We start from the raw sequence: 21,412 nt of genomic DNA on the forward strand, positions 1-21,412 counted from the left end.
TATGAAGTCGATTAAATATATATATAGTTCACTGTTTTTTTTAGCTGTTGGATTAATGTCTGCACAGGCGCAGGATAAAAAAGCGGAAGAGAAGGAAAAGGAAAAATCAACAGTAAGTGAAGAAATTGAAGTAGTACGTCCGTATAAACCTATCCTTGCTGAAGCGGTAAAATTAAGGAGAAGTCCAAATCTGGATGACGTTAAAATCTATAAAGCCCGCTTAAATTACAGTGTAACCGATAGAAAATTAGAACTCAACAGTGATATTCAGAAGTTACAGGCGCAGGCCTTGGTTGATGAGAAACAATATGAGTTGATCAACAATTATGTAAAGGGTGGTTTCGGTTCCTTAGCTACGCTACTGGGAGAAGTTTACATCAACAACGGTAGAGATGAAGGACTGCAATTCGGTGGTTATTTCAAACATTTTTCTCAGGAAGGAAAGCTAAATAAGCAAAATAGCAGTACTCAACAACTGAGCTTATTTGGCCGTAGCATTTTAGAAGAAAATACAGTTAGTGGCCGTATCAATTTTGAACGCAATGGAACGTATTTCTATGGAATTGATAATGCCAATCCAGCTTTAAATCCAAATCCTGAGAAGCAAGCCCTAAATTTCCTGGAAGTAGAAGGAGAACTGGTTAAAAACTATGTAGAAGATCCGGACGCTTTCAGTTATGCCCTCAAGGCCAATGGTTATTTATGGAGCGACAAATTTGATGCGAAGGAAAACTATTTTACTTTAAATGGTTATTTAAACAAAAGGATCAGCTCATTTAACTTAGGGTTAGCTGCCTCTACTGAATTTGGCAGTACAAAAGATGCTTTAACCAGTGTTGGAAATAACCTGCTCCGTTTAAATCCGTATATCCGTTTACAAGTTAAAGGGGCCAAGGTTACTGCGGGAATCAATTTCGTTCAGGAGTTTGGTGCATTTAGCAGTACCAAACTATTCCCTGCTGTAACCGCAGACTTTACTTTAATTCCAGATTACTTACAGGTTTTCGGGGAAGTTAAAGGAGATGTGAACAGAAATTCATTGAAAAGTTTTACTGATGAAAATCCATGGTTAAACAATAATATCCTGGTTAAAAATACAGTAGAGAAATTAAGTATCAGTGCCGGAATTAAAGGTACTGGTGGGCCAGGTTTTGGTTACAAAGCCCGTCTTTATATCAAACAGTTTGATGATATGCCTTTATTCGTTAATAACTTCGATAACTTCAACAAGTTTGATGTGATTTATGATTTCGGAAAAACCAAACTTACAGGTTTAGAAGGAGAAATTTCCGTTCAGGTGAGCGATGCCTTAAAATGGACAGGTAAACTTAATATAGACGATTGGAAGCCTGCATCTGAGACCTATAGCTGGTTCAAACCCGGTTTAAAAGTGAGTTCTAATTTCAGCTATACCTACAACAAAAAGTTAAGCTTTAATGCTGGAGTAGTCATTCAGGATGATGTAAAAGCCAAAGTAAACGTAGATAAGCCTGTAAATCCTTTGCTTTATGTAGTACCAAATCCAAATATTGAATCTATCGTAACCGTTAAAGGTTTTGTAGATTTAGGCTTAGGTGCAGATTACAGAATCAACAATAAGTTCTCCGTATTTGCAAAGGCTAACAATATCTTAAACACCAACTACAGCAAGTACTTATATTACCAGGTAAATGGTTTCAATATTTTCGGAGGATTAACTTATTCATTTTAAGTTCCATAAACAATCCTTCAGGCAGTAGTATGCCTAATCAACGAAAAAGCACCTTTAAATATTAAAGGTGCTTTTCGTTTTAAAGATCAGATGTTATTGTACTTTGGAATGAAACTATTTCGATGTGTTCATCTTCCATTAATAACATCTCACATTGTTCACTATTAAGAATGGCTCAATAACCCGGGTTCTGTGTGAGTTTAGGGTTTAATTGTCGCTCCCTTTGTGGAATAGGATAAAGGGCTAATGTAGCCACCACATTACCGATTTGCCCGTTAGCAGAAACATAGTTGGTTTTATGCGCTTGCATTGTGGCCACCATAATCCCCCATCTGTTCAAGTCAAACCATCTCTCACCTTCAAAACAAAGCTCTACCCTTCTCTCGTGATAAATCGTTGTCCTGGCATCGGTTTGCGATAAGCCAAGTTTGGGAGCAAGATTAGATCTGGAACGGACAAGATTAAGCTGTGTTAAAGCTTCATTGGTTTTCCCGTTTTCATTTAACACTTCTGCATAGAGTAAAATAACATCGGCATAACGTAGAACCGGCCAATCGTTATCTCCTTCACTATTAGCCCCTACGCTTTGGTAAATAAATTTCTTCGCGTAATAATATACTAAGGTACCGGCACTGTAAACACCTATAGCCGTATTCAAGCGGTTATCTCCTGGTTCAAACGTATCGTACAGATCTTTTGTTCCGCTATTATTACTGTTACCGGTTACGGCTGTAATGGTTGTACCCGATGGCTGTGGAACAAAGCTTCTGGCAAAGGTATTGCCCTCGCCAAAACCACCTCCCAGATATTGCACAGCAAAAATTATATCCTTGTTATTATCTTTTCCAAGACCAAAAACCTGATCGTAAGGAAGCAAAGTACCCGCCGTTGCTGCAACACTCGCTAAAACTGGTTCTGCTTGTGTAAACTTTTTCTCAAACATTAGTACTTTCCCCAAAAGCGCATTGGCAGCAATGCTGGTTGCGCGACCAATATCCTGGCCCGTATAACTAGCTGGTAATACGGCAGCAGCTTCGGTCAAATCCTTTTCAATCTGCGCATATACCTCTTGAACTGACGCTCTGTTGTAGGTATAAGCCTGTTCCTCAGCGGTGATTTCATTCAGTACAAGCGGTACACCTCCATACATCCTTACTAAATTGAAGTACATTAATGCTCTGAGAAATTTAGCCTGACCAATATAACCATTGCGGTTAGCAGCAGACATTACAGGAGTATTTACATGATCAAGTACAATGTTTGCATAAGAAATAGTGGCGTAGAACCTTGCCCAGGCATTCTGCAAGTTTGTAGATACCGCAGTCCATGTCAGTTTATCCTGTTCACCATACAACACCTCGCTTTCCCCATACGTTTGTGCGTTATCCGAAGGCAGTTCTCCGAAGCCATATTGCTCGTTATAAATAGGGCGAAGACTACTGTATGCGCCAGTTAAGGCCGATTTAATATCTATCTCGGTTGCGTAAAAAGTATTAACCGGAATAATCCCCTTTGGAGTGAGTTCGACAAAGGATTTTTTACAGGAAGTAATAACCATACTTAACATTAGCATGGATATACTGCATATAATTATATTTTTAGTTTTCATGATCTTTGTTTAGGGCTATTAAAATCCAAAATTGATACCTATAATAATGGTGCGGGCCGTAGGGTAAGTTCCCTGATCTACACCTGGTGTGGTAGGGTCGCCTCCCATGATATTCGCTTCAGGGTTATAACCAGAATATTTAGTGATCAGGAAAGGGTTCTGAGCGGTTACATAAAGTCTGGCAGATTGCAGCGAAATTTTACGTAAAAAACTCTCGTTCAACCGATAACCTAAAGTAATATTCCTAACACGCAGGTATGATCCATTTTCTACAGCCAGGTTCGTTAATGCAGCTCCAGGCAATGCTCCCGTTGCGATTGGACTTCCATAAAGCACCTCTCTATCAGGGAATGCAGGATCAAAATAGTTATTAAAATATTTAGCCAATGAGTTTTGATTGTGATTACCAGTTATGGTTTGGCGGTTATTTCCATTGATGATATTTACCCCCTGAACACCTTGAACCAGGATACTCAAGTCAAAGTTTTTATATTGAAATGTGTTGGTTAATCCGTAAGTAAAATCTGGTAAACCATGCCCCAATTGGGTAACATCATTAACATCAATTTTGCCATCGCCGTTCTGATCTTTAATCATAGAATCTCCAATGCTGTTTCCGGTAGTCACTTTTGGATTATTGGCTAAATCACTGGCATTTTTAAATACCCCGATAATTTCGTAGCCATACATAATCCCCAAAGGATCGCCAACTTTAACCTGGTATACGTTATTCCACCCGTTAATTGCTCTAACAGCTGGTAATGCACTCGGACCACCTAAATCTAAAACCTTGGTTTTATAGGTAGAGAAGTTAGCGTTAGCATTCCAGGTTACCGCTCCCAGTTTGAAATTGGTATTGGCGGTAAATTCGAACCCTTTATTTTGCAACTTTCCAAGGTTAGCCTGATAGGATGAGTTATAAACACTGGATTGCAACGATGAAGTATAACCAATAGCCAGTGGCAGGGCCTTATTCAGCAACATGCCGTTCGAGTTTCTGATGAAATAGTCGAATGTGAACACGATTTTGTTTTGCAATAGTCCGATATCCGTACCGATACTAGTTTGATCATTCTTTTCCCACGTTAAATCAGGATTAGCAAAACCTGTTTGTTGTGTACCAAAAATCCTGGCGTTCCCAGAAGCATAATTCCTGTTTAAGGCAATGGAATTTATATAAGTGAAACTTCCGATGTTTGCGTTTCCGGTACGTCCATAACCTCCTCTAAGCTTAAACTCGTTAATCCCTATTTTCAATAATGCTTCCTTCAAAAATGGTTCTTCAGCCAATCTCCAGCCCAATGAGAAGGATGGAAAAACGGCGAATTTGTTATTTGACCCAAAACGGGATGAACCATCCTGACGTACAGCGGCCGTAAACAAGTATTTTTTATTATAATCGTAAGTAAGCCTACCTGCGTAAGAAACAAATGTATTTGCGTCGAAAAGTTCAGTACCTACCGTATTTGGTGAGGCCAAAGGACTTTGAACCGCTGTAGTGATAAATGTTCCGGGTAGGCCCGCTGTATAATTAATTTGTGATTCATATTTCTGTGCAGAGAATAATCCTAACACATTAAAATGATGTTTCCCTATTTGCTTATCATAAGTAGCCGTATTTTCCCAAACCCAGTCGAAACTATTACGCACATTGTCTGATGCGAAAATACCTGCCAACTGTGGACTTGAATTAGATGCTGTAGGTGCAGAGCTGTAAGCCATTGACCCTGGTATATAACCATGAACCTGCTCATTTTCCAAAGTTGCACCAATATAGGTTTTCAGCTTTAAACCTGGCAGTGGGGCATATTCTATAAAGGCGTTACTTAAGGTTCTAAACGCTCTGGATCGATTAACTGATAAACTAAGTATCCCAACAGGATTATAAAAATTAGATGCCGAGAATACCGCTGTTGGCGAGAGATTATAGTTTAGTTCACGATCATAAGGCTGCGCAAAATCGCCGTTTGCCCTATACACCGGTACAATAGGTTGAAATGTTAAAGCCTGATTCAATGGACTTGGCAAATTCAAATCTGCCACTAAACCTGGTACGCCAATAATAAAATCGTTGGGATTTGCTCCTGCACCGCTGGCCTGACCAGAAGATGGCTGCCTGTATTGCTCTGCATAAGATGGAGAAACTGAAAATCCAAATTTTACATTTTTAACAATGTCTGCATCCAGATTTAAGCGCGTATTGTAACGGGTATATTCGGTTCCGATTAACACCCCTTTTTGCTTAAAGATACCCGCAGACGCACTAAAACGCACTTTTTCACTACCTCCAGAAGCATTGAATTCAAAACTTCTGATGGGTGCTGTTCTGAAAATTTCCTTTTGCCAATCTACATCAGGAAGATTAGAAATATCACCATCTAAAATTGCGGGGTATTGTAAATTTTTAATCCGGCTTAATGCCTTTACTTGCTGTACATACTGATCTTTAGACAGCACATCAATGTATCTGTCTACTTCTTGAATACCAGTGTATGCAGAAACGGAGAATACAGTTTTACCTGCTTTACCTCTTTTAGTAGTAACCAAAACCACACCATTAGCAGCTCTTGATCCATAAATTGCGGCGGATGCGGCATCCTTTAATACTTCAATGGATTCGATATCACTTGGATTGATCAAATTAAAATTCGCAGCTGTTTCCAATGGATATCCATCAACTACATACAAAGGATCATTTGATGAACTTAGCGAACTTACCCCCCGAACCCGGATTGTTGGTGCAGCTCCTGGCTTACCACCCTGATCGGATTGAACCTGAACACCTGCAGCCAAACCTGCCAAAGCCTCACCTGGCGTACTTACCGGTTGATTTCCAATATGCTTCCCTTCTACCTTGGTAATAGATGAGGTAACTGTGGTTCTGGATTGTGATCCGTAACCTACTACCACCACATCCCCTAATGATTGAGGCGTTTCTGTTAAGGAAACATTGATGACCGTTTTACCAGCAATGGCTACTTCCTGACTAACATAACCTATTGAAGAAAATACCAGGGTACCAGTTGCTGCAGGAGCCTTGATTAAATATGCGCCATTTGCATCTGTTGTACTGCCTATCTTTGTTCCTTTAAGCAAAACGCTTACTCCAGGCATAGTGGCCCCTTTCGAATCGGTAACCACGCCTGATATATTTACCTGCTGTACCTGAACAGGTTCTATTTTTCGCTTAAGTTTAACAACAATTGTTGCATTATCGCCGAATAAAAGTTCAATGGGTTGATTAATGAAGCAGATTTCCAACACTTGTTTCAGCTGGGTATCTTTTACTTTAAGGGTAACAGGCCCCGTGCCATTCATTACTGCTGCATCGCAGATAAAATTATATCCTGTTTGTTTCGTTAATTGACTAAGTACCTCTCTCACTGGGGTGTTTCTGACATCAAGGCTTACCTTCTGCGCAAAGCCGGATGCTTGCGCCTGAAAGAAAATGGCCATGGTCAATATAATTGTGAGTCTCATAATTAGAAGGATTTTTTGCCTATAGCAAGGCTTATCCCCGCACTGAAGTGCAGTAAAATTTTTATACATTTGGTTAGGATTGATTGATTATGGAAAAAATGATTTAATTTATCCTCGTCGGTATCTTACCGACCCAAGCCGGAGGTGATTGCAGCACTTCCGGTTTTTGGATTTTCTGGTATTTATCGTGCTATAACAGTAATCCTCCTTCCTTCAATTATAAATTGAACTTTATCCAATAGGGCTATATTGTTCAGCAAACTTTTCAGTCCTTTTGATCGGGAATAATTCCCGTCAAAATTTACCTGAGACATGTCTCCCTTATAAACTACATCCACATCATACCATCTGGTAATCTTCTTCATAACACTGGTTATATTCTCATTATTGAATATGAACATGTCGTTTTTCCAAGCCATAATCTCCTCCAGATCTGCCTGCTTTACACTGAGCTTATTTTGCAGGTTATTCACTACCATTTCTCCGGGATGTATGATCTGCTTTAAATTATTTGCGCTTACCCTAACTGCCCCCTCTAAAAGTGCTGTAGTAATATCCTTATCCTCGTTAAAGGCTGTAATATTAAAATGAGTACCTAAAACCTCTACCTCCTGCTTGCCATTTACATCTACTATAAAAGGTTTTTGCTTGTTCTTGGCTACTTCAAAATAAGCTTCTCCACTTAAGTACACTTTACGGCTCTTACCTGAGAAAATAGTAGGAAAACTTAATGATGAACTTGAATTTAACCATACCCTGGTACCATCTGATAAAGTAATGTTGTATTTACCAGCTCGTGGAATCACAATCTTGTTCAATGCGGTCTCTGTGTTACCGACATGGGTTTCCTTGCCTGATAGTACGATCCCTTCTCCAGATTTGGATATGGATGAATTCCCCTTTTTACTGAGCAAGCCGTTGCCAGCCTTTTCCAGTTGAATGGTACTCCCATCGGCTAGCTGCAAAACAGCATTGGCCTTACCAGGAGCTATGTCTTTATCTACTTTTGCAACATGCTTGGTTTGAGAATTCTCCTTATTAACAGCCGTATCTGTTTGATATTGATAGACAAAGAAAATGGTAGCCAGCGCCGCAATAAATACAGCCGCTACATCTAAGAAAGGAATAATAAACCAAAGTTTCTTTCTAGGTGTCTGAAAATTAATACTCTGCTGAACCCGATCAAACAAAACACTGTGTAATCTTGCCTTTTCTATTTGATCAATATCTAAATTGGCTAAGCCATTTGAGATTTGATAAGAACGAAGTTTCTCTACCTCATCAGGACTGCTTTTGTCCGCTAAGTAATTTTCACAAAGTAATAGGTACTGTTCTTCAGTCATGGGATTCGGACAAGTTTAATCTGGCTATTACTTATATAGATACATAAAAATCAAGGCACACACATAAAATCATATAAAAAATGAAAATTATTTTTTTACGATACTCAAATATGGGTTGTCCTATTTTTTATTCCGGGAATTAAATCCTAGCTTTATTGTAACCAATATATGACAAAGACCAAACTAACCGATCTGCAGTTATTCGAAGAAATGGCTTCGGATAATATGCATGCTTTCAATGAGCTTTTTGAGCGTCATTGGTCCAAAGTATATGCGGTTGCGTTTCGGTATGTTAAGGATGAATCCTTCGCCCTCGAAATAGCGCATGATATATTCGTGAATATCTGGAATAAAAGAAAAACACTCCAAATAGATTATTTCGGTGGTTACGTAGCTACAGCAGCAAGTTATCACGGTATCCGGAAAAGCCGTCAAATGAAAACACAGGCGCTAGTGTACCTTGACGATTATCAAACAAATGAAATCATTTTACCCGCCGGATCAGAACCCTCCATTTCCAACTTAGGCGAGCAGCGTATAAATGAAGCCGACCTGAGTTCTGAAATCAATAACCTGCTGGAGCAGTTACCTAAACGCTGCCGGGAGGTTTACCTGCTGAGCAGACAGGAGCAATTAAACATTACAGAAATAGCCGAGAGGCTGGGCATATCGAAGAGAACGGTGGAAAATCAGCTTACCACTGCCTTAAAGCATATCCGGAATGCACTAACCTATAGTGCACTCTGGGCAATACTTTTTCAAAATCAGTAAAAATAAAAGGGTATCTTTTAGTATACTTAGGTTAAAAAACACCTATCTCCTTTTATATCTCTTAAACACATTTGATTGCCAACATACCATTTCTATCTTTGTAACCGTTATCTTTAGAAGAATACCCTTTTAAAACCATTGAATATTCATGATAAAAACATATAAATTGTTTCCTATATTTCATTTAATGTATCAAAAACACCCAAAAGGTTATTTAGAGGTAGAATTTAATTTTTAATTTAAAAACGCTTAATTTTACCCGAATGGATATATTATTATACCTTTCAGAACTTCTGCAACAAAGTAAAGAAGTTGGTATCACTGGTTTAGGAACATTTTATAAAAAAAAGTTCCCGGGCAGATACGATAAGGAGAAACAATCGTTTTTACCTCCGGGGTATACTTTGCAATTTTCTACAGAACTGAGAGAGGAAAATACTTTGGCAGATTTTATTTCAGCCAAAAGAAATATTTCTGCAGAGAGTGCCAATTATTATATTTCTCAGTTGGTAGAAGAAACCAATAAGAAGTTAGAGTTAGACCATGAAGCTGTTTTAGAAAATATTGGTCGTTTATTTTATACCGAGCATGAGGGATTAAGTTTCGAACCTGCAAAAGATATCAACTATGGTTCTGAATTTTATGGTTTGCCTGCCCTACCAGAAACAGCACCTGCTGAAGATACAACTGATCCAACCAAAGCTGAAGAAGAAGATATTTATGAAGAAATAGCTGAAGCACCTTCCGCAAGCCCGGTGGTTGAAAAACCGGAACAAAAACTTCCGGTTATCGAAAATATAGATCTGGATGAAGTGCGTGATGATTTTAAGAATACCTTAAAACATACCGAGCAGCCTATAGAAGTTCCGGAATCGGTAAAGGAACAGCATCAAGAACACCCGAATCATTTCGGCCACCACCCAGAATCAGAACAAGTGCATGAAGAAAAGGCCGTTCCGGGTTTCATCAAGGAGCAGCATGAGGAGCACCCTAACCGTTTCGGGCATCAGCCTGAATCAGAAGCGCCCAAAACTTATATCCACCTTCACGACACCGTAAAGGAAGAACCTGTAATTGAGGCTCCCGAATTTATCAAAGAGCAACATGCCGAACATCCCAATCGTTTTGGACATGATCCTCTGGCAGACCATTATCATCACGAAGAACCTACAGGAATGTCATTATGGCTAAAAATCGTAATTGCCTTATTGTCAGTTATCATTCTTATTGCCATTGCTTATTTGGTTAAACCATCACTCTTCGAAGGCAATAAACCAGTTGAAACGTTACAAACGGCAGCGATAGATTCAAATGCAGTTCCGGTTGACAGCGCCAAAATCAAGCAAGATTCTATCGCTAAAACAGATAGTATCTTAAAGGCCAATCAGGTAACGCAAAAGGTAGTAGCTGATACGGTATTGAAGAAAACAGCACCTAAGCAGGCGGAGCCGGTTATGGCCAAAGAGCCTGAAAAAGCTACAGTAAATACGGGCGAGATCACTTATCATATTATAGCTTCTGCTTATAAAACAGAGAAAGTAGCAGAGAAGTATATCGATTTAATGAAAAAAAATGGCTATGATGCCAAAATTGCGAATATGACTGGCCCCTGGAAAAAGGTAAGTATTGCAGCTTTCAAAACCAGGAAAGAAGCAGAAGAACAATTACCCATTCTCCAGAAAAAACTTAAAGGTAAAGGATTTTATATACAACAGATAAACAACAACACACCATAATGATCAATTTATTATTAACTATTCAGGATACTGCACAAGCACTACAAGACACAACAGCCGCAAATCCGAACTTAAGTCAACCCGCTCCGGAATTACATTTTATAGATCTGCTTTTCAAAGGTGGCTGGGTAATGATCCCACTGGCATTTTTAGCCTTCTTAGCGTTAATTATTTTTGTTGAACGCTACTTAACCATCAAGAAAGCAACAAAAGATGAATCAAACTTAATGGTTCAAATCAGATCTTATATCCAAACAGGCAATCTAGATGGCGCAATGTCATTATTGAGAAACAACAATTCTCCCTTATCGCGCATGCTGCAAAAAGGTTTAAAACGTATTGGTCGCCCAATCAAAGATATTGAAGGTGCGATTGAAAACGTAGGTAAACTGGAAGTTTCTAAATTAGAAAAGAACATCAGTATTTTAGGGATTGTTGCCGGTATTGCACCGATGCTGGGTTTCGTGGGTACTATTGTGGGGGTAATTACCATCTTCCATCAGGTATCTATAAAGGGTGCCATTGAAATTGGAACCATTTCAGGTGGTTTATATACTAAAATGATTACTTCTGCAACAGGATTGATTATTGGTATTATTGCTTATGTTTTATACCACATTTTAAATATCATGGTAGAAAAAATCATTTTGAAAATGGAAACAGATGCAATAGATTTTATTGATTTATTAGAAGAACCAGGCAAATAATGAATTTACGCAAAAGAACAAAAGGTAGCGTAGAAGTACATACATCGGCATTAAACGATATTATGTTCTTCCTGATGCTATTTTTCCTATTGGCATCGGCTGTGGTAAATCCTCAGGTGGTAAAACTATTACTGCCACAATCATCTAGTGGACAACAATCTACAGCGAAAAAAGCCGTAACAGTAAGTATAGACGAAAACTTCAAATATTTCGTTGATAAGAAACCAACTACACCAGAGGCATTACAATCTGCAATAGAAGCTTACCAGGCCCTAGCGCCAGATTTGACTATCATTTTATATGTTGCTAAGAATGTTCCTGCTGAGAACATTATGGTGGCCTATGATGTTGCAAACAAATTAAAATTGAAACTTGTTTTAGCTGTAGAGCCTAAGAAATAATGACTCATAAAGAAGAAAATAACTACCCAAAAGCAATTGCCATTTCCTCTGGAATCATGGCTTTTCTGCTTGCGATTAGCTTTTTCATTGTGATTGGTTCATTTCAACCACCAGAAGATTTAGGTATGGGCGGCATGGTGGTAAATTATGGAACCGCAGAAACCGGTATGGGCGATGATTATACCAGTATCGAAGAACCTTCTGCTGATCCTAATGCCAACAATAAGGCACCTGAAAAAGTAACCAAAGAACAAGAGGTTACTCAAAAAACCAATGCAGAATCGAGCGAAAAAGAAGTACAAACGCAAAACACAGAAGAAGCTTTAAGCATTAATACCAAACCACAAAAAGCGACAACCACTACCCCAACAACTTCAACGGAGGAAAAACCAGCGAAGCCGGTGATCAATCAAAATGCCCTCTACAAAGGCAAGAAAAGTACCGGACAAGGTGGTGGAGATGGCACAGGCAATACCCCGGGAAACCAGGGTTCGGTTAATGGCGATCCTTTAGCTAATAATTATGGCCCTGGTGGTTCTGGCTTTGGCAACAAACCGATAGAATTACGCCGTTTTTCTAACCTGGTTATTCCGAAGGATGACGGACAGAAAACGGGTAAAATTGCAATCAGAATATACTTCAATAAAGCAGGTGATATTACCAGAGCTAATCAGGAATTGAAAGGCTCTACTATTACTGATACCGAGTTGGTTAATAAATGTATCCAGGCCGTTTTAAACTCCTCTTTGAGCAAATCAGACGTGGGTGGCGATAATCAAACCGGTGTTGTCGTATTCAACTTCAAAGTAAAGTAAGCGGCGATCAACACAAAATATGGCTAGGGCACGAGTTTCATTACTCGTGCCTTTTTAATTTATTAGTGTTTCCATTTTAAGGAATCGTTTTTGTTTTGCAGTCTTATAAATTTAAAATCTTCATCATTTCGTTCTATAATAGCGATAGTCAACTTATATTTGACGAACATTATGAACTACCAACAAACACTTGAGTTTTTATACAGTAAACTTCCCATGTTTACCCGTGTAGGAGCGTCTGCCTTTAAAAAAGATTTAACCAATACCCTTATTCTTTGCGAAGCACTTGGGAATCCCCAGGAAAAATTTAAGACACTGCACGTGGCTGGTACAAATGGAAAAGGCTCTACTTCACACATGCTTGCTGCTGTTTTACAGGCTCAGGGATACAAAACTGGCTTGTACACCTCGCCTCACCTGAAAGATTTCAGAGAAAGAATCCGAATAAATGGTAAAATGATGGCGAAAAAAGAGGTCGTTAGCTTTGTCAAAACCCAACAGAAAAAAATAGAAGAAATAGAGCCATCCTTTTTTGAGGTAACCGTAGCCATGGCTTTTGATTACTTTGCTAAGCATGAAGTAGACATTGCAGTAATAGAAGTGGGATTAGGTGGGCGTTTAGATTCTACCAATATTATCCAGCCAGAACTGTCGGTAATTACCAATATCAGTTTGGACCATACCAATATGCTGGGAAATACAATAGAAGAAATTGCTGGTGAAAAAGCTGGAATTATTAAGCAAAACACACCCGTAGTTGTTGGAGAAAGCCAGGATAAATCAAAAGGCGTATTTATCCGCAAATCGGAAGAAATGAATGCCCCTATTGTCTTTGCCGACAGCATCTTATCAGCTGCTGATTTCAAACTAAAAAACAATAAACTACAGCTTTCTATACTAGTGGGAGGACAGCTAAAATATAGTAACCTGATCTGTGATTTAACTGGTGTTTATCAGCATAAAAATATATTGACTGTTATTCAAGCCTTAACTGTTTTAGCTCAAAAAACAGACTTTAAAATTGATACTAGCAATATTTATAAAGGTTTAAGCCAGGTAAAAAGATTAACCGGATTACAAGGAAGGTGGCAAACCTTGCAGAAAAATCCATTGGTAATTTGCGATACCGGTCACAATGAAGCAGGAATTGCTGAAGTGTTGAAAAATATTGCAGAAACCAAATACAATAAGCTCCACCTTGTTTTTGGCATGGTGAAAGATAAAGATATTACTAAAGTTTTATCCATGTTGCCCCAAAATGCCACCTACTATTTTGCTAAACCAGATTTAGAGCGTGGGCTAATCGCCGAAGAGCTAAAAGAACAGGCGGCAACCTTTGGCTTATATGGAAATACTTACTCCTCTGTGGCTACAGCAAAGGCGGCAGCAATAAAATCTGCAACAGCAAAAGATTTGGTTTTTATCGGCGGAAGCACGTTTGTAGTAGCAGAAGCGCTATAAAATCTTTACAGAAACTTCAAAAGTTCTTCATCTTAAAATCCTTACTTTAGCGCTTTAACAAAAAAATAATGAAGAAAATTTCATACCTTATTGTTTCCCTGTCCATTTTATCAACTACCTTATCCAGCGCACAAAATAAAAAAGCAACTGCACCAAAAACATTTCCTGCTGAAGTTGCAAGACCAAAATTAGTAGTAGGTTTGGTAGTAGACCAGATGCGCTGGGATTATCTTTACCGTTACTATAACCGCTATACCAATGGCGGGTTCAAAAGACTGGTTAATGAAGGCTTTTCTGTAGAAAATACTTTCATTCCTTACACGCCAACATACACTGCCTGCGGACATACCTGCATTTACACAGGATCTATTCCAGCTATCCATGGTATTATTGGTAATGATTGGTACGATCCGCAAAGCAAGAAAAACGTTTACTGTACAGAAGACAGTTCAGTAACCACGGTGGGAAGTACCCCTTCTTCAGAAGGAAACATGTCTCCCAAAAACATGCTCACCAATACCATTACCGATGAACTTCGTTTAGCGACCAACTTTAAGGGGAAGGTAATTGGTATTTCTTTAAAAGACAGAGGTTCTATTCTCCCTGCCGGACATGCAGCCAACGGTGCTTACTGGTATCAGGGAAGCACAGGAAACTGGATTACCAGCACATTCTATATGAAAGAGGTTCCAACCTGGATTGCAGATTACAACAAATTGAAACTGGCTAATAAATTCTACGCCAAGAATTGGGAAACCCTTTATCCAATTAATACTTACGTTAACAGTACTAAGGATGAAAATGCATATGAAGGAAAAAACAGCACCTTCCCTCACCTTTTAGCACAAAATATAGATAAAAATTTTGATGCGATTAGAAGTACGCCTTACGGCAATACCATCACTTTAGATTTAGCCAAACTGGCCATTCTTTCTGAAGATTTAGGCGCAGACAATATTACTGATTTCCTGGCTGTGAGTTGCTCTTCTACTGATTACGTAGGACATGCTTATGGACCAAATTCTGTCGAGGTAGAAGATACATACCTTCGCTTAGATAAAGATATTGAAGAGTTTTTCAACTATTTAGATAAAAAAGTAGGTAAAGGAAACTACACCGTTTTCTTAACCGCCGATCATGGTGCAGCACATGTGCCTGGATTTATGAAAGAAAACAGGCTTCCATCCGGTGTTGTAAGCGATAGGGAGATTGCCAACAAATTAAATGCCTATCTGAATGATAAATTTAAGGCGAATAATGTGGTATTAAAGTCAATGAATAACCAGATTATTTTTGATCACGATAAAACAGATAATGGTAATGTGAGTTTTGATGTAATCAAAGCAGCATCTATAGAATTCCTTAAGAAATTAGATGGTTTGGCGAATGCAGTTGATATTGCTAAAATATCTCAGAGTACATTGCCCGAAATTCAGAAAAAAATGATTACCAACGGCTACAATGCCCGCAGAAGTGGCGATATCTACTACATTTTAAACCCTAACTGGTTTAATGGCAGTAGTACAGGTACCACACATGGCAACTGGAATCCTTACGATTCGCACATTCCATTGGTATTTATGGGCTGGGGAATTAAGCCAGGTGCTACGAATAAAACTCACTATATGACAGACATTTCAGCAACTTTGGCTGCCCTTTTACATATCCAAATGCCAAATGGCTGCGTTGGAGAACCCATAACAGAAATCACCAATAAATAATTTAAAAGCTATGCCTCCCAAGCATAGCTTTTTTTGTACCATTAGGTTTCGAAGATTGCCGTAAACCAAAGGCCATATCGGTATAGGGTCTTCACCTGCTAAAGCGGTTATTTTACTACATTTGCATACTAACTATTATGCTATGCAACCAGTAGAAATCTATAAGCCTAAACATAAAATTCGCTTCGTAACTGCTGCTTCGCTTTTTGATGGACATGATGCAACAATCAACATCATGCGTCGCATTCTTCAATCATCTGGAGCCGAAGTCATTCATTTAGGCCATAACCGATCTGTGGAGGAGGTGGTAAATTGTGCCATTCAGGAAGATGTTCAGGGTATTGCCATGACTTCTTACCAGGGAGGCCATATAGAATATTTTAAATACATGTACGATTTGCTTCATGAACGCGGTTCAGGGCACATTAAAATATTTGCAGGTGGTGGTGGGGTAATCCTGCCCAATGAAATTGAAGAACTTGAAAATTACGGGATCTCTAAAATCTATTCTCCAGATGATGGCCGGAAGATGGGCTTGCAGGGAATGATTAATGATATGCTGCAAAAAACTGATTTCATTACCCAATCTGACATTGAAAATGAGCTGGATGAGATCCCAAAAAAGGAAGTCAAAGCCATTGCAACAGCCATTACTATTGCAGAAAACGATCCGGAAAAAGCCCAGCATTTCGTAAATGAACTCAAGCGTTTATCGGCTAACAATACCGCTCCAATATTAGGAATAACCGGAACAGGAGGCGCAGGAAAATCATCTCTTGTGGATGAACTCGTAAGAAGATTTCTAATTGAAGTACCCGATAAAACACTAGCAATTATCTCCGTCGATCCTTCTAAGAGGAAAACTGGCGGAGCTTTGCTCGGTGATCGCATTCGAATGAATGCCATTAACAATCCAAGAGTTTACATGCGCTCTCTCGCCACGCGACAAGCCAATTTAGCCTTATCGAAGAACGTACAAGAGAGTATCGACATCTGTAAAGCTGCAGGTTATGATTTAATTATTGTAGAAACATCAGGGATAGGTCAGTCGGATACCGAAATTACCGAACATTGCGATGTTTCTTTATACGTGATGACTCCCGAATTTGGAGCGGCAACTCAGCTGGAGAAAATTGATATGCTTGATTTTGCCGATTTAGTAGCCATCAACAAATTCGATAAACGCGGGGCTTTGGATGCATTAAGGGATGTTCGTAAACAATACAAACGCAATCACAATATATTTGATGCCAGAGAAGAAGATATCCCGGTTTACGGCACAATGGCTTCGCAATTTAATGACCCTGGAATGAATAACCTTTTTGTTGCATTAATGCAGCAGATCAAATCTAAAACAGGAGCTGATTTTAAAGCTAAAATGGAATTGACTGCTGATCAATCCGAAAAAATATACATTATCCCTCCAGATCGTATTCGCTATTTAGCCGAAATTGCAGAAGCCAGTAAAGGATACCAGGAATGGGTTGATAAACAGGTGGGCATTGCTGGTAAAATGTATCAACTAAAAGGTGTTATTGATTTGTTATCAGAAACTGATCAATCTGTAGAAGTTATAAAAAGCTTAAATGATGCTTACCTCTCACATGAAGAGCTCTTAGACGGTGAATGTAAAAAGTTACTTCGGCAATGGCCTGAAACCAAAAAAGCATATAGAGAGGAATTTTTCATCTACAAAGTGAGAGATAAGGAAATCAAACAACCTTTATTTTACGAATCACTCTCTAAACTTCGTATTCCGAAAGTAGCCTTGCCTAAATATGAAGATTGGGGAGATATTCTGCGTTGGCTATTGACCGAAAATCTTCCGGGAGAATTTCCATATGCTGCTGGTGTATTTCCTTTAAAAAGAGATGGAGAAGACCCTACCCGAATGTTTGCGGGTGAAGGTGGCCCAGAGAGAACCAATAAGCGATTCCACTATGTGTCGCTAGGACAACCTGCACATCGATTATCTACCGCATTTGATTCAGTTACCCTTTATGGGGAAGATCCACATATCAGACCCGATATCTATGGAAAGATTGGTAATTCGGGTGTAAGCATTGCTACACTAGATGATGCCAAAAAACTTTATTCCGGTTTCGACCTCTGTGCAGCATCTACATCTGTTTCCATGACCATAAATGGTCCTGCTCCAATGCTCCTGGGCTTTTTCATGAATGCAGCAATCGATCAGCAATGTGAAAAATACATTATTGAACATCAATTAGAGGCGGATGTAAAGGCTAAAATAGCCGCCATTTACAAAGCAAAAAATATTGCTCAACCCACTTACAACGGGGAATTACCAGAAGGCAATAATGGCTTAGGCTTAATGCTACTGGGTGTTTCCGGAGATCAGGTTTTACCTGCTGATGTTTATGCAGGTATCCGCGCAAAAGCCATCAGTACAGTTAGAGGGACCGTTCAGGCAGACATCTTGAAAGAAGACCAGGCACAAAATACCTGTATCTTCTCCACAGAATTCGCCTTAAGAATGATGGGTGATATTCAGAAATATTTCATCGATCAAAAAGTAAGGAACTTCTATTCGGTTTCTATATCAGGATATCACATTGCCGAAGCTGGTGCCAATCCCATTTCGCAATTGGCTTTTACATTAAGTAATGGCTTTACTTTTGTAGAATATTATTTAAGCAGAGGCATGCATATTGATGATTTTGCTCCAAATTTATCTTTCTTCTTTTCTAATGGTATAGATCCTGAATATGCAGTAATTGGTCGCGTAGCCAGAAGAATCTGGGCTAAAGCCATAAAAAATAAATATAAGGGCAACGATCGTTCGCAAAAACTAAAATACCATATCCAAACCTCTGGTAGATCTCTTCATGCACAAGAGATAGATTTTAACGATATCAGAACTACGTTACAGGCCCTTTATGCCATTTACGACAACTGCAACTCACTACATACCAACGCTTACGATGAAGCCATTACAACACCTACAGAAGAATCTGTACGCAGAGCGATGGCGATCCAGTTAATCATTAACAGGGAATTGGGATTGGCTAAAAATGAAAATCCCCTGCAAGGTGCTTTCATCATTGAAGAACTTACAGATTTAGTTGAAGAGGCTGTGCTAACTGAATTTAAACGGATCAATGATCGTGGTGGGGTTTTAGGGGCTATGGAAACCATGTATCAAAGAGGAAAGATCCAGGAAGAAAGTTTATACTATGAAACGCTCAAACATACTGGAGAATATCCAATTGTAGGGGTAAATACATTCCTTAATAAGAACGGCTCACCAACTATTATTCCTGGAGAGGTAATCAGAGCAACAGAGGAAGAGAAACAATACCAGATTTCAGCGCTCCAGAAATTTCAGGATAGAAATGCACATCAATCTGAAGAAATCCTCAAAAAACTTCAGAAAGCAGCCATATCTGGCGAAAACATCTTTGAGCAACTCATGGAAGTTTGCAAATATTGTTCCCTAGGACAAATCAGTAAGGCTTTGTACGAGGTGGGAGGACAATATCGCAGAAATATGTAATAAAAAAGGCCTGCTACCGATGGTAACAGGCCTTTAAATATACTTTTCGAACTGCTTATCCAGCAATCCAGCTAAATTTGTAATCCATTGTAGGGTTTTTCATGCGTTCAGCTACACGTAATAAACGAGCAGGTAAGTTCATGATATAATCGCGTGCTTTCTCTCCAGCCTCATTCAAATCGCGCATACCTTCAATTTTCCAATCTTCAATTAACTGTTGCATAATTTCTACGTAATCAACAGCAGTATATACACCTAAGCGTTGAGCTGCATCAGTAAAATGACCAAAAGTCTGTCCGATTTTTAAGCCTACTTCTCGCAAAAAGTGAGCTGGCATTACGATCTTCTTACGCATCATATCCTCAAAAGCAAGCATCGCCTCATTAGGGTCCACTTCAAAAATACGATTCATAAAATCCTTATATGCTTTAGCGTGCCTAGCTTCATCAGAAGCAATAACGCCACACATTCTGGATAATAGCGTATCTCCATCCCTTTTAGCCAATGATGCTACCCTTCTGTGTGAAATATTAGTAGCCATTTCCTGAAAACTGGTATAGATAAAATTGCGGTAAGGATCGTGTCCAGTACCAATATCAAATCCATCTGCAATCAGATATTGTGTAGAAATTTCCATTTGGCGCATATCAACACGTCCAGATAGATAAAGATATTTATTTAATAAGTCTCCATGGCGGTTCTCTTCTGCAGTCCAGTGACGGTTCCATTTCATCCAACCACCATCTTCTGCCATACTAGGACCTTCAACCATAGCTAGCCATGACTCGTAAGTAGGTAAAGCCTCTTCTGTGATGGTATCGCCAATCAATACGGCGACTAAATCATAAGATAGTTCTTTCGCATTTTCTCTTAAAGTACGGATATCCTGATAAAATGTTTCACTGGTAGAATCCGGTAAGAAGTCTGATGGTTGCCAATTGGTATCAATAGGTTTCAAATAGGTATCCATCATCTCGAGCATATACTTCTCAACATGGACCATTACTTCCCCTCTTTTCTGTGCAAAAAAGCTCATTCGTTATTCTTATAAAATTGTTATCCTACAAAGATAACCAAATAATATGCAAACCATGCTATATTAACACATTAAGTACACAATCAGTTTTAAAAGTGACCTGGCTTACATTTGAGCGGTATATATGAGTGGAAGGATTAAAATTAGTCTGGAGTCTGAAGTACTTAGTCTGGAGTCTCATCAAAGCGCCTGCAATGCTGTTAACTTAAGCTAAATACTGTCTGTCTGAGCTTCCCGATGTGAAATCGGGACAAGTAGTCCAAGACCTTCTTAATAAGTCGAAAACTAAAATGGATTACCTTTCGACAGGCTCAGGATTGAAAATCCATAGTAGTTTTCGCCTTAAGTTATAGCATTGAAAGCGACTGGTTCGAGGTATAAGTTTTAAGGTCAAGAGGCCTAAAACCTTTACTTAACTTTCCTTAATGTTAACCAAAAGTGTAAGGTAAGAGGTGTTGGGCGCAATGGCTGGGTGTGGATGGTGCAGAAACGCTTATTTTCTTTAGTACGCAGTTTAGGCCATGGCATCCACCTTTAATAGCCTGCCTTAAAACAAGAAAACCCCTCAGTGTTAACTGAAGGGTTCCTCTTTAAGATCTGGCACCGACCTACTCTCCCACGTGTTACCGCAGTACCATCGGCTCTGGCGGGCTTAACTTCTCTGTTCGGAATGGGAAGAGGTGGACACCGCCGATATAGGCACCTGAAGATTTTTATTTAAGTGATAAGTGTTAAGTACCAAGTGATAAGTAAACTTACTTAAAACCTGTAACCAATAACTTTCAACCTAAATGACATATTATTGAAAGAAGTTAAGTTTCGAAGAGCAAACAACGTGTTGTTGCTTTGAAAGCTTCGGGTGATTAGTATTACTCGACTGTGATGTCGCCATCTTTACATCTATAACCTATCAACGTAGTAGTCTGCTACGGCCCTATATGGAATTCTCATCTCGTGGCTAGTTTCGCACTTAGATGCTTTCAGCGCTTATCTATTCCCAGCGTAGCTACTCTGCAATGCCCCTGGCGGAACAACAGATTCACTAGAGGCTAGTCCAACCCGGTCCTCTCGTACTAAGGTCAGCCCCACTCAAAATTCCTACGC

At 39.2% G+C, this 21,412-nt stretch carries 13 protein-coding genes and 2 rRNA genes; 9 read left to right on the top strand and 6 right to left on the bottom strand.

All coding sequences use genetic code 11. From position 1 onward, the window contains the following. The first annotated feature begins 1 nt into the window (after position 1). Entirely contained in the window at positions 2-1,711 is a 1,710-nt protein-coding gene (locus BMX11_RS02925) for a porin family protein (RefSeq protein ID WP_090881136.1), read from the top strand. 175 nt (positions 1,712-1,886) lie between these two features. On the opposite strand, the gene BMX11_RS02930 is transcribed toward BMX11_RS02925, so the two are convergent. The 3 genes from BMX11_RS02930 to BMX11_RS02940 all read right to left on the bottom strand — a co-directional run bounded on the left by BMX11_RS02930 (position 1,887) and on the right by BMX11_RS02940 (position 8,143). Then, entirely contained in the window at positions 1,887-3,320 is a 1,434-nt protein-coding gene (locus BMX11_RS02930; RefSeq protein WP_090881139.1) for a RagB/SusD family nutrient uptake outer membrane protein, read from the bottom strand. Positions 3,321-3,338: 18 nt separating this feature from the next. Continuing rightward, positions 3,339-6,869 (bottom strand): SusC/RagA family TonB-linked outer membrane protein, encoded by a 3,531-nt coding sequence (locus BMX11_RS02935; RefSeq protein WP_090881141.1) that lies wholly within the window; start codon positions 6,867-6,869, stop codon positions 3,339-3,341. 113 nt (positions 6,870-6,982) lie between these two features. Further along, entirely contained in the window at positions 6,983-8,143 is a 1,161-nt protein-coding gene (locus BMX11_RS02940) for a FecR family protein (protein WP_090881143.1), read from the bottom strand. A 168-nt stretch (positions 8,144-8,311) separates the two neighbouring features. Between BMX11_RS02940 and BMX11_RS02945 the strand changes: the two genes are divergently transcribed. The 8 genes from BMX11_RS02945 to BMX11_RS02980 all read left to right on the top strand — a co-directional run bounded on the left by BMX11_RS02945 (position 8,312) and on the right by BMX11_RS02980 (position 19,272). Further along, positions 8,312-8,914 (top strand): RNA polymerase sigma factor, encoded by a 603-nt coding sequence (locus BMX11_RS02945; RefSeq protein WP_090881146.1) that lies wholly within the window; start codon positions 8,312-8,314, stop codon positions 8,912-8,914. A 263-nt stretch (positions 8,915-9,177) separates the two neighbouring features. Further along, a complete protein-coding gene (locus BMX11_RS02950; RefSeq protein ID WP_090881150.1) occupies positions 9,178-10,650 on the top strand; it encodes an HU domain-containing protein in 1,473 nt (490 codons plus the stop codon). Further along, positions 10,650-11,357, top strand: coding sequence for a MotA/TolQ/ExbB proton channel family protein (locus BMX11_RS02955; RefSeq protein ID WP_090881153.1), 708 nt, complete (start codon positions 10,650-10,652; stop codon positions 11,355-11,357). The genes BMX11_RS02950 and BMX11_RS02955 overlap by 1 nt, the downstream gene beginning before the upstream one ends. Beyond that, entirely contained in the window at positions 11,357-11,758 is a 402-nt protein-coding gene (locus BMX11_RS02960; RefSeq protein WP_090881156.1) for an ExbD/TolR family protein, read from the top strand. The genes BMX11_RS02955 and BMX11_RS02960 overlap by 1 nt, the downstream gene beginning before the upstream one ends. Continuing rightward, on the top strand, positions 11,758-12,573 hold the full coding sequence (locus BMX11_RS02965) for an energy transducer TonB (RefSeq protein ID WP_090881159.1): 816 nt from the start codon (positions 11,758-11,760) through the stop codon (positions 12,571-12,573). The genes BMX11_RS02960 and BMX11_RS02965 overlap by 1 nt, the downstream gene beginning before the upstream one ends. A gap of 171 nt (positions 12,574-12,744) precedes the next feature. Beyond that, on the top strand, positions 12,745-14,034 hold the full coding sequence (locus tag BMX11_RS02970; protein ID WP_090881163.1) for a bifunctional folylpolyglutamate synthase/dihydrofolate synthase: 1,290 nt from the start codon (positions 12,745-12,747) through the stop codon (positions 14,032-14,034). A gap of 68 nt (positions 14,035-14,102) precedes the next feature. Next, positions 14,103-15,755, top strand: a complete 1,653-nt coding sequence (gene pafA, locus BMX11_RS02975) for an alkaline phosphatase PafA (protein WP_090881165.1) — start codon at positions 14,103-14,105, stop codon at positions 15,753-15,755. Positions 15,756-15,897: 142 nt separating this feature from the next. Beyond that, complete coding sequence (locus BMX11_RS02980; protein ID WP_090881168.1) at positions 15,898-19,272, top strand: methylmalonyl-CoA mutase family protein; 3,375 nt, start codon at positions 15,898-15,900, stop codon at positions 19,270-19,272. A 55-nt stretch (positions 19,273-19,327) separates the two neighbouring features. Here BMX11_RS02980 and BMX11_RS02985 read toward each other — a convergent pair whose 3' ends face one another. The 3 genes from BMX11_RS02985 to BMX11_RS02995 all read right to left on the bottom strand — a co-directional run. Further along, positions 19,328-20,308 carry an acyl-ACP desaturase gene (locus tag BMX11_RS02985; protein WP_090881171.1) on the bottom strand — a complete coding sequence of 327 codons (981 nt, stop codon included), beginning with the start codon at positions 20,306-20,308 and terminating at the stop codon, positions 19,328-19,330. Positions 20,309-20,903: 595 nt separating this feature from the next. Then, positions 20,904-21,015, bottom strand: a 5S ribosomal RNA gene (gene rrf / locus BMX11_RS02990). Between the two features lie 136 nt (positions 21,016-21,151). Further along, positions 21,152-21,412, bottom strand: a 23S ribosomal RNA gene (locus BMX11_RS02995); the annotation flags it as partial.

The sequence above is a fragment of the Pedobacter rhizosphaerae genome (assembly GCF_900111155.1).
Taxonomy (GTDB): Bacteria; Bacteroidota; Bacteroidia; order Sphingobacteriales; family Sphingobacteriaceae; genus Pedobacter; species Pedobacter rhizosphaerae.

Coding starts and splice junctions, on each gene's coding strand:
- BMX11_RS02970 (WP_090881163.1), top strand. CDS start 12,745: ATGAACTACCAACAAACACTTGAGTTTTTATACAGTAAACTTCCCATG.
- BMX11_RS02930 (WP_090881139.1), bottom strand. CDS start 3,320: ATGAAAACTAAAAATATAATTATATGCAGTATATCCATGCTAATGTTA.
- BMX11_RS02960 (WP_090881156.1), top strand. CDS start 11,357: ATGAATTTACGCAAAAGAACAAAAGGTAGCGTAGAAGTACATACATCG.
- BMX11_RS02935 (WP_090881141.1), bottom strand. CDS start 6,869: ATGTATAAAAATTTTACTGCACTTCAGTGCGGGGATAAGCCTTGCTAT.
- BMX11_RS02985 (WP_090881171.1), bottom strand. CDS start 20,308: ATGAGCTTTTTTGCACAGAAAAGAGGGGAAGTAATGGTCCATGTTGAG.
- BMX11_RS02955 (WP_090881153.1), top strand. CDS start 10,650: ATGATCAATTTATTATTAACTATTCAGGATACTGCACAAGCACTACAA.
- BMX11_RS02950 (WP_090881150.1), top strand. CDS start 9,178: ATGGATATATTATTATACCTTTCAGAACTTCTGCAACAAAGTAAAGAA.
- BMX11_RS02980 (WP_090881168.1), top strand. CDS start 15,898: ATGCAACCAGTAGAAATCTATAAGCCTAAACATAAAATTCGCTTCGTA.
- pafA (WP_090881165.1), top strand. CDS start 14,103: ATGAAGAAAATTTCATACCTTATTGTTTCCCTGTCCATTTTATCAACT.
- BMX11_RS02965 (WP_090881159.1), top strand. CDS start 11,758: ATGACTCATAAAGAAGAAAATAACTACCCAAAAGCAATTGCCATTTCC.
- BMX11_RS02940 (WP_090881143.1), bottom strand. CDS start 8,143: ATGACTGAAGAACAGTACCTATTACTTTGTGAAAATTACTTAGCGGAC.
- BMX11_RS02925 (WP_090881136.1), top strand. CDS start 2: ATGAAGTCGATTAAATATATATATAGTTCACTGTTTTTTTTAGCTGTT.
- BMX11_RS02945 (WP_090881146.1), top strand. CDS start 8,312: ATGACAAAGACCAAACTAACCGATCTGCAGTTATTCGAAGAAATGGCT.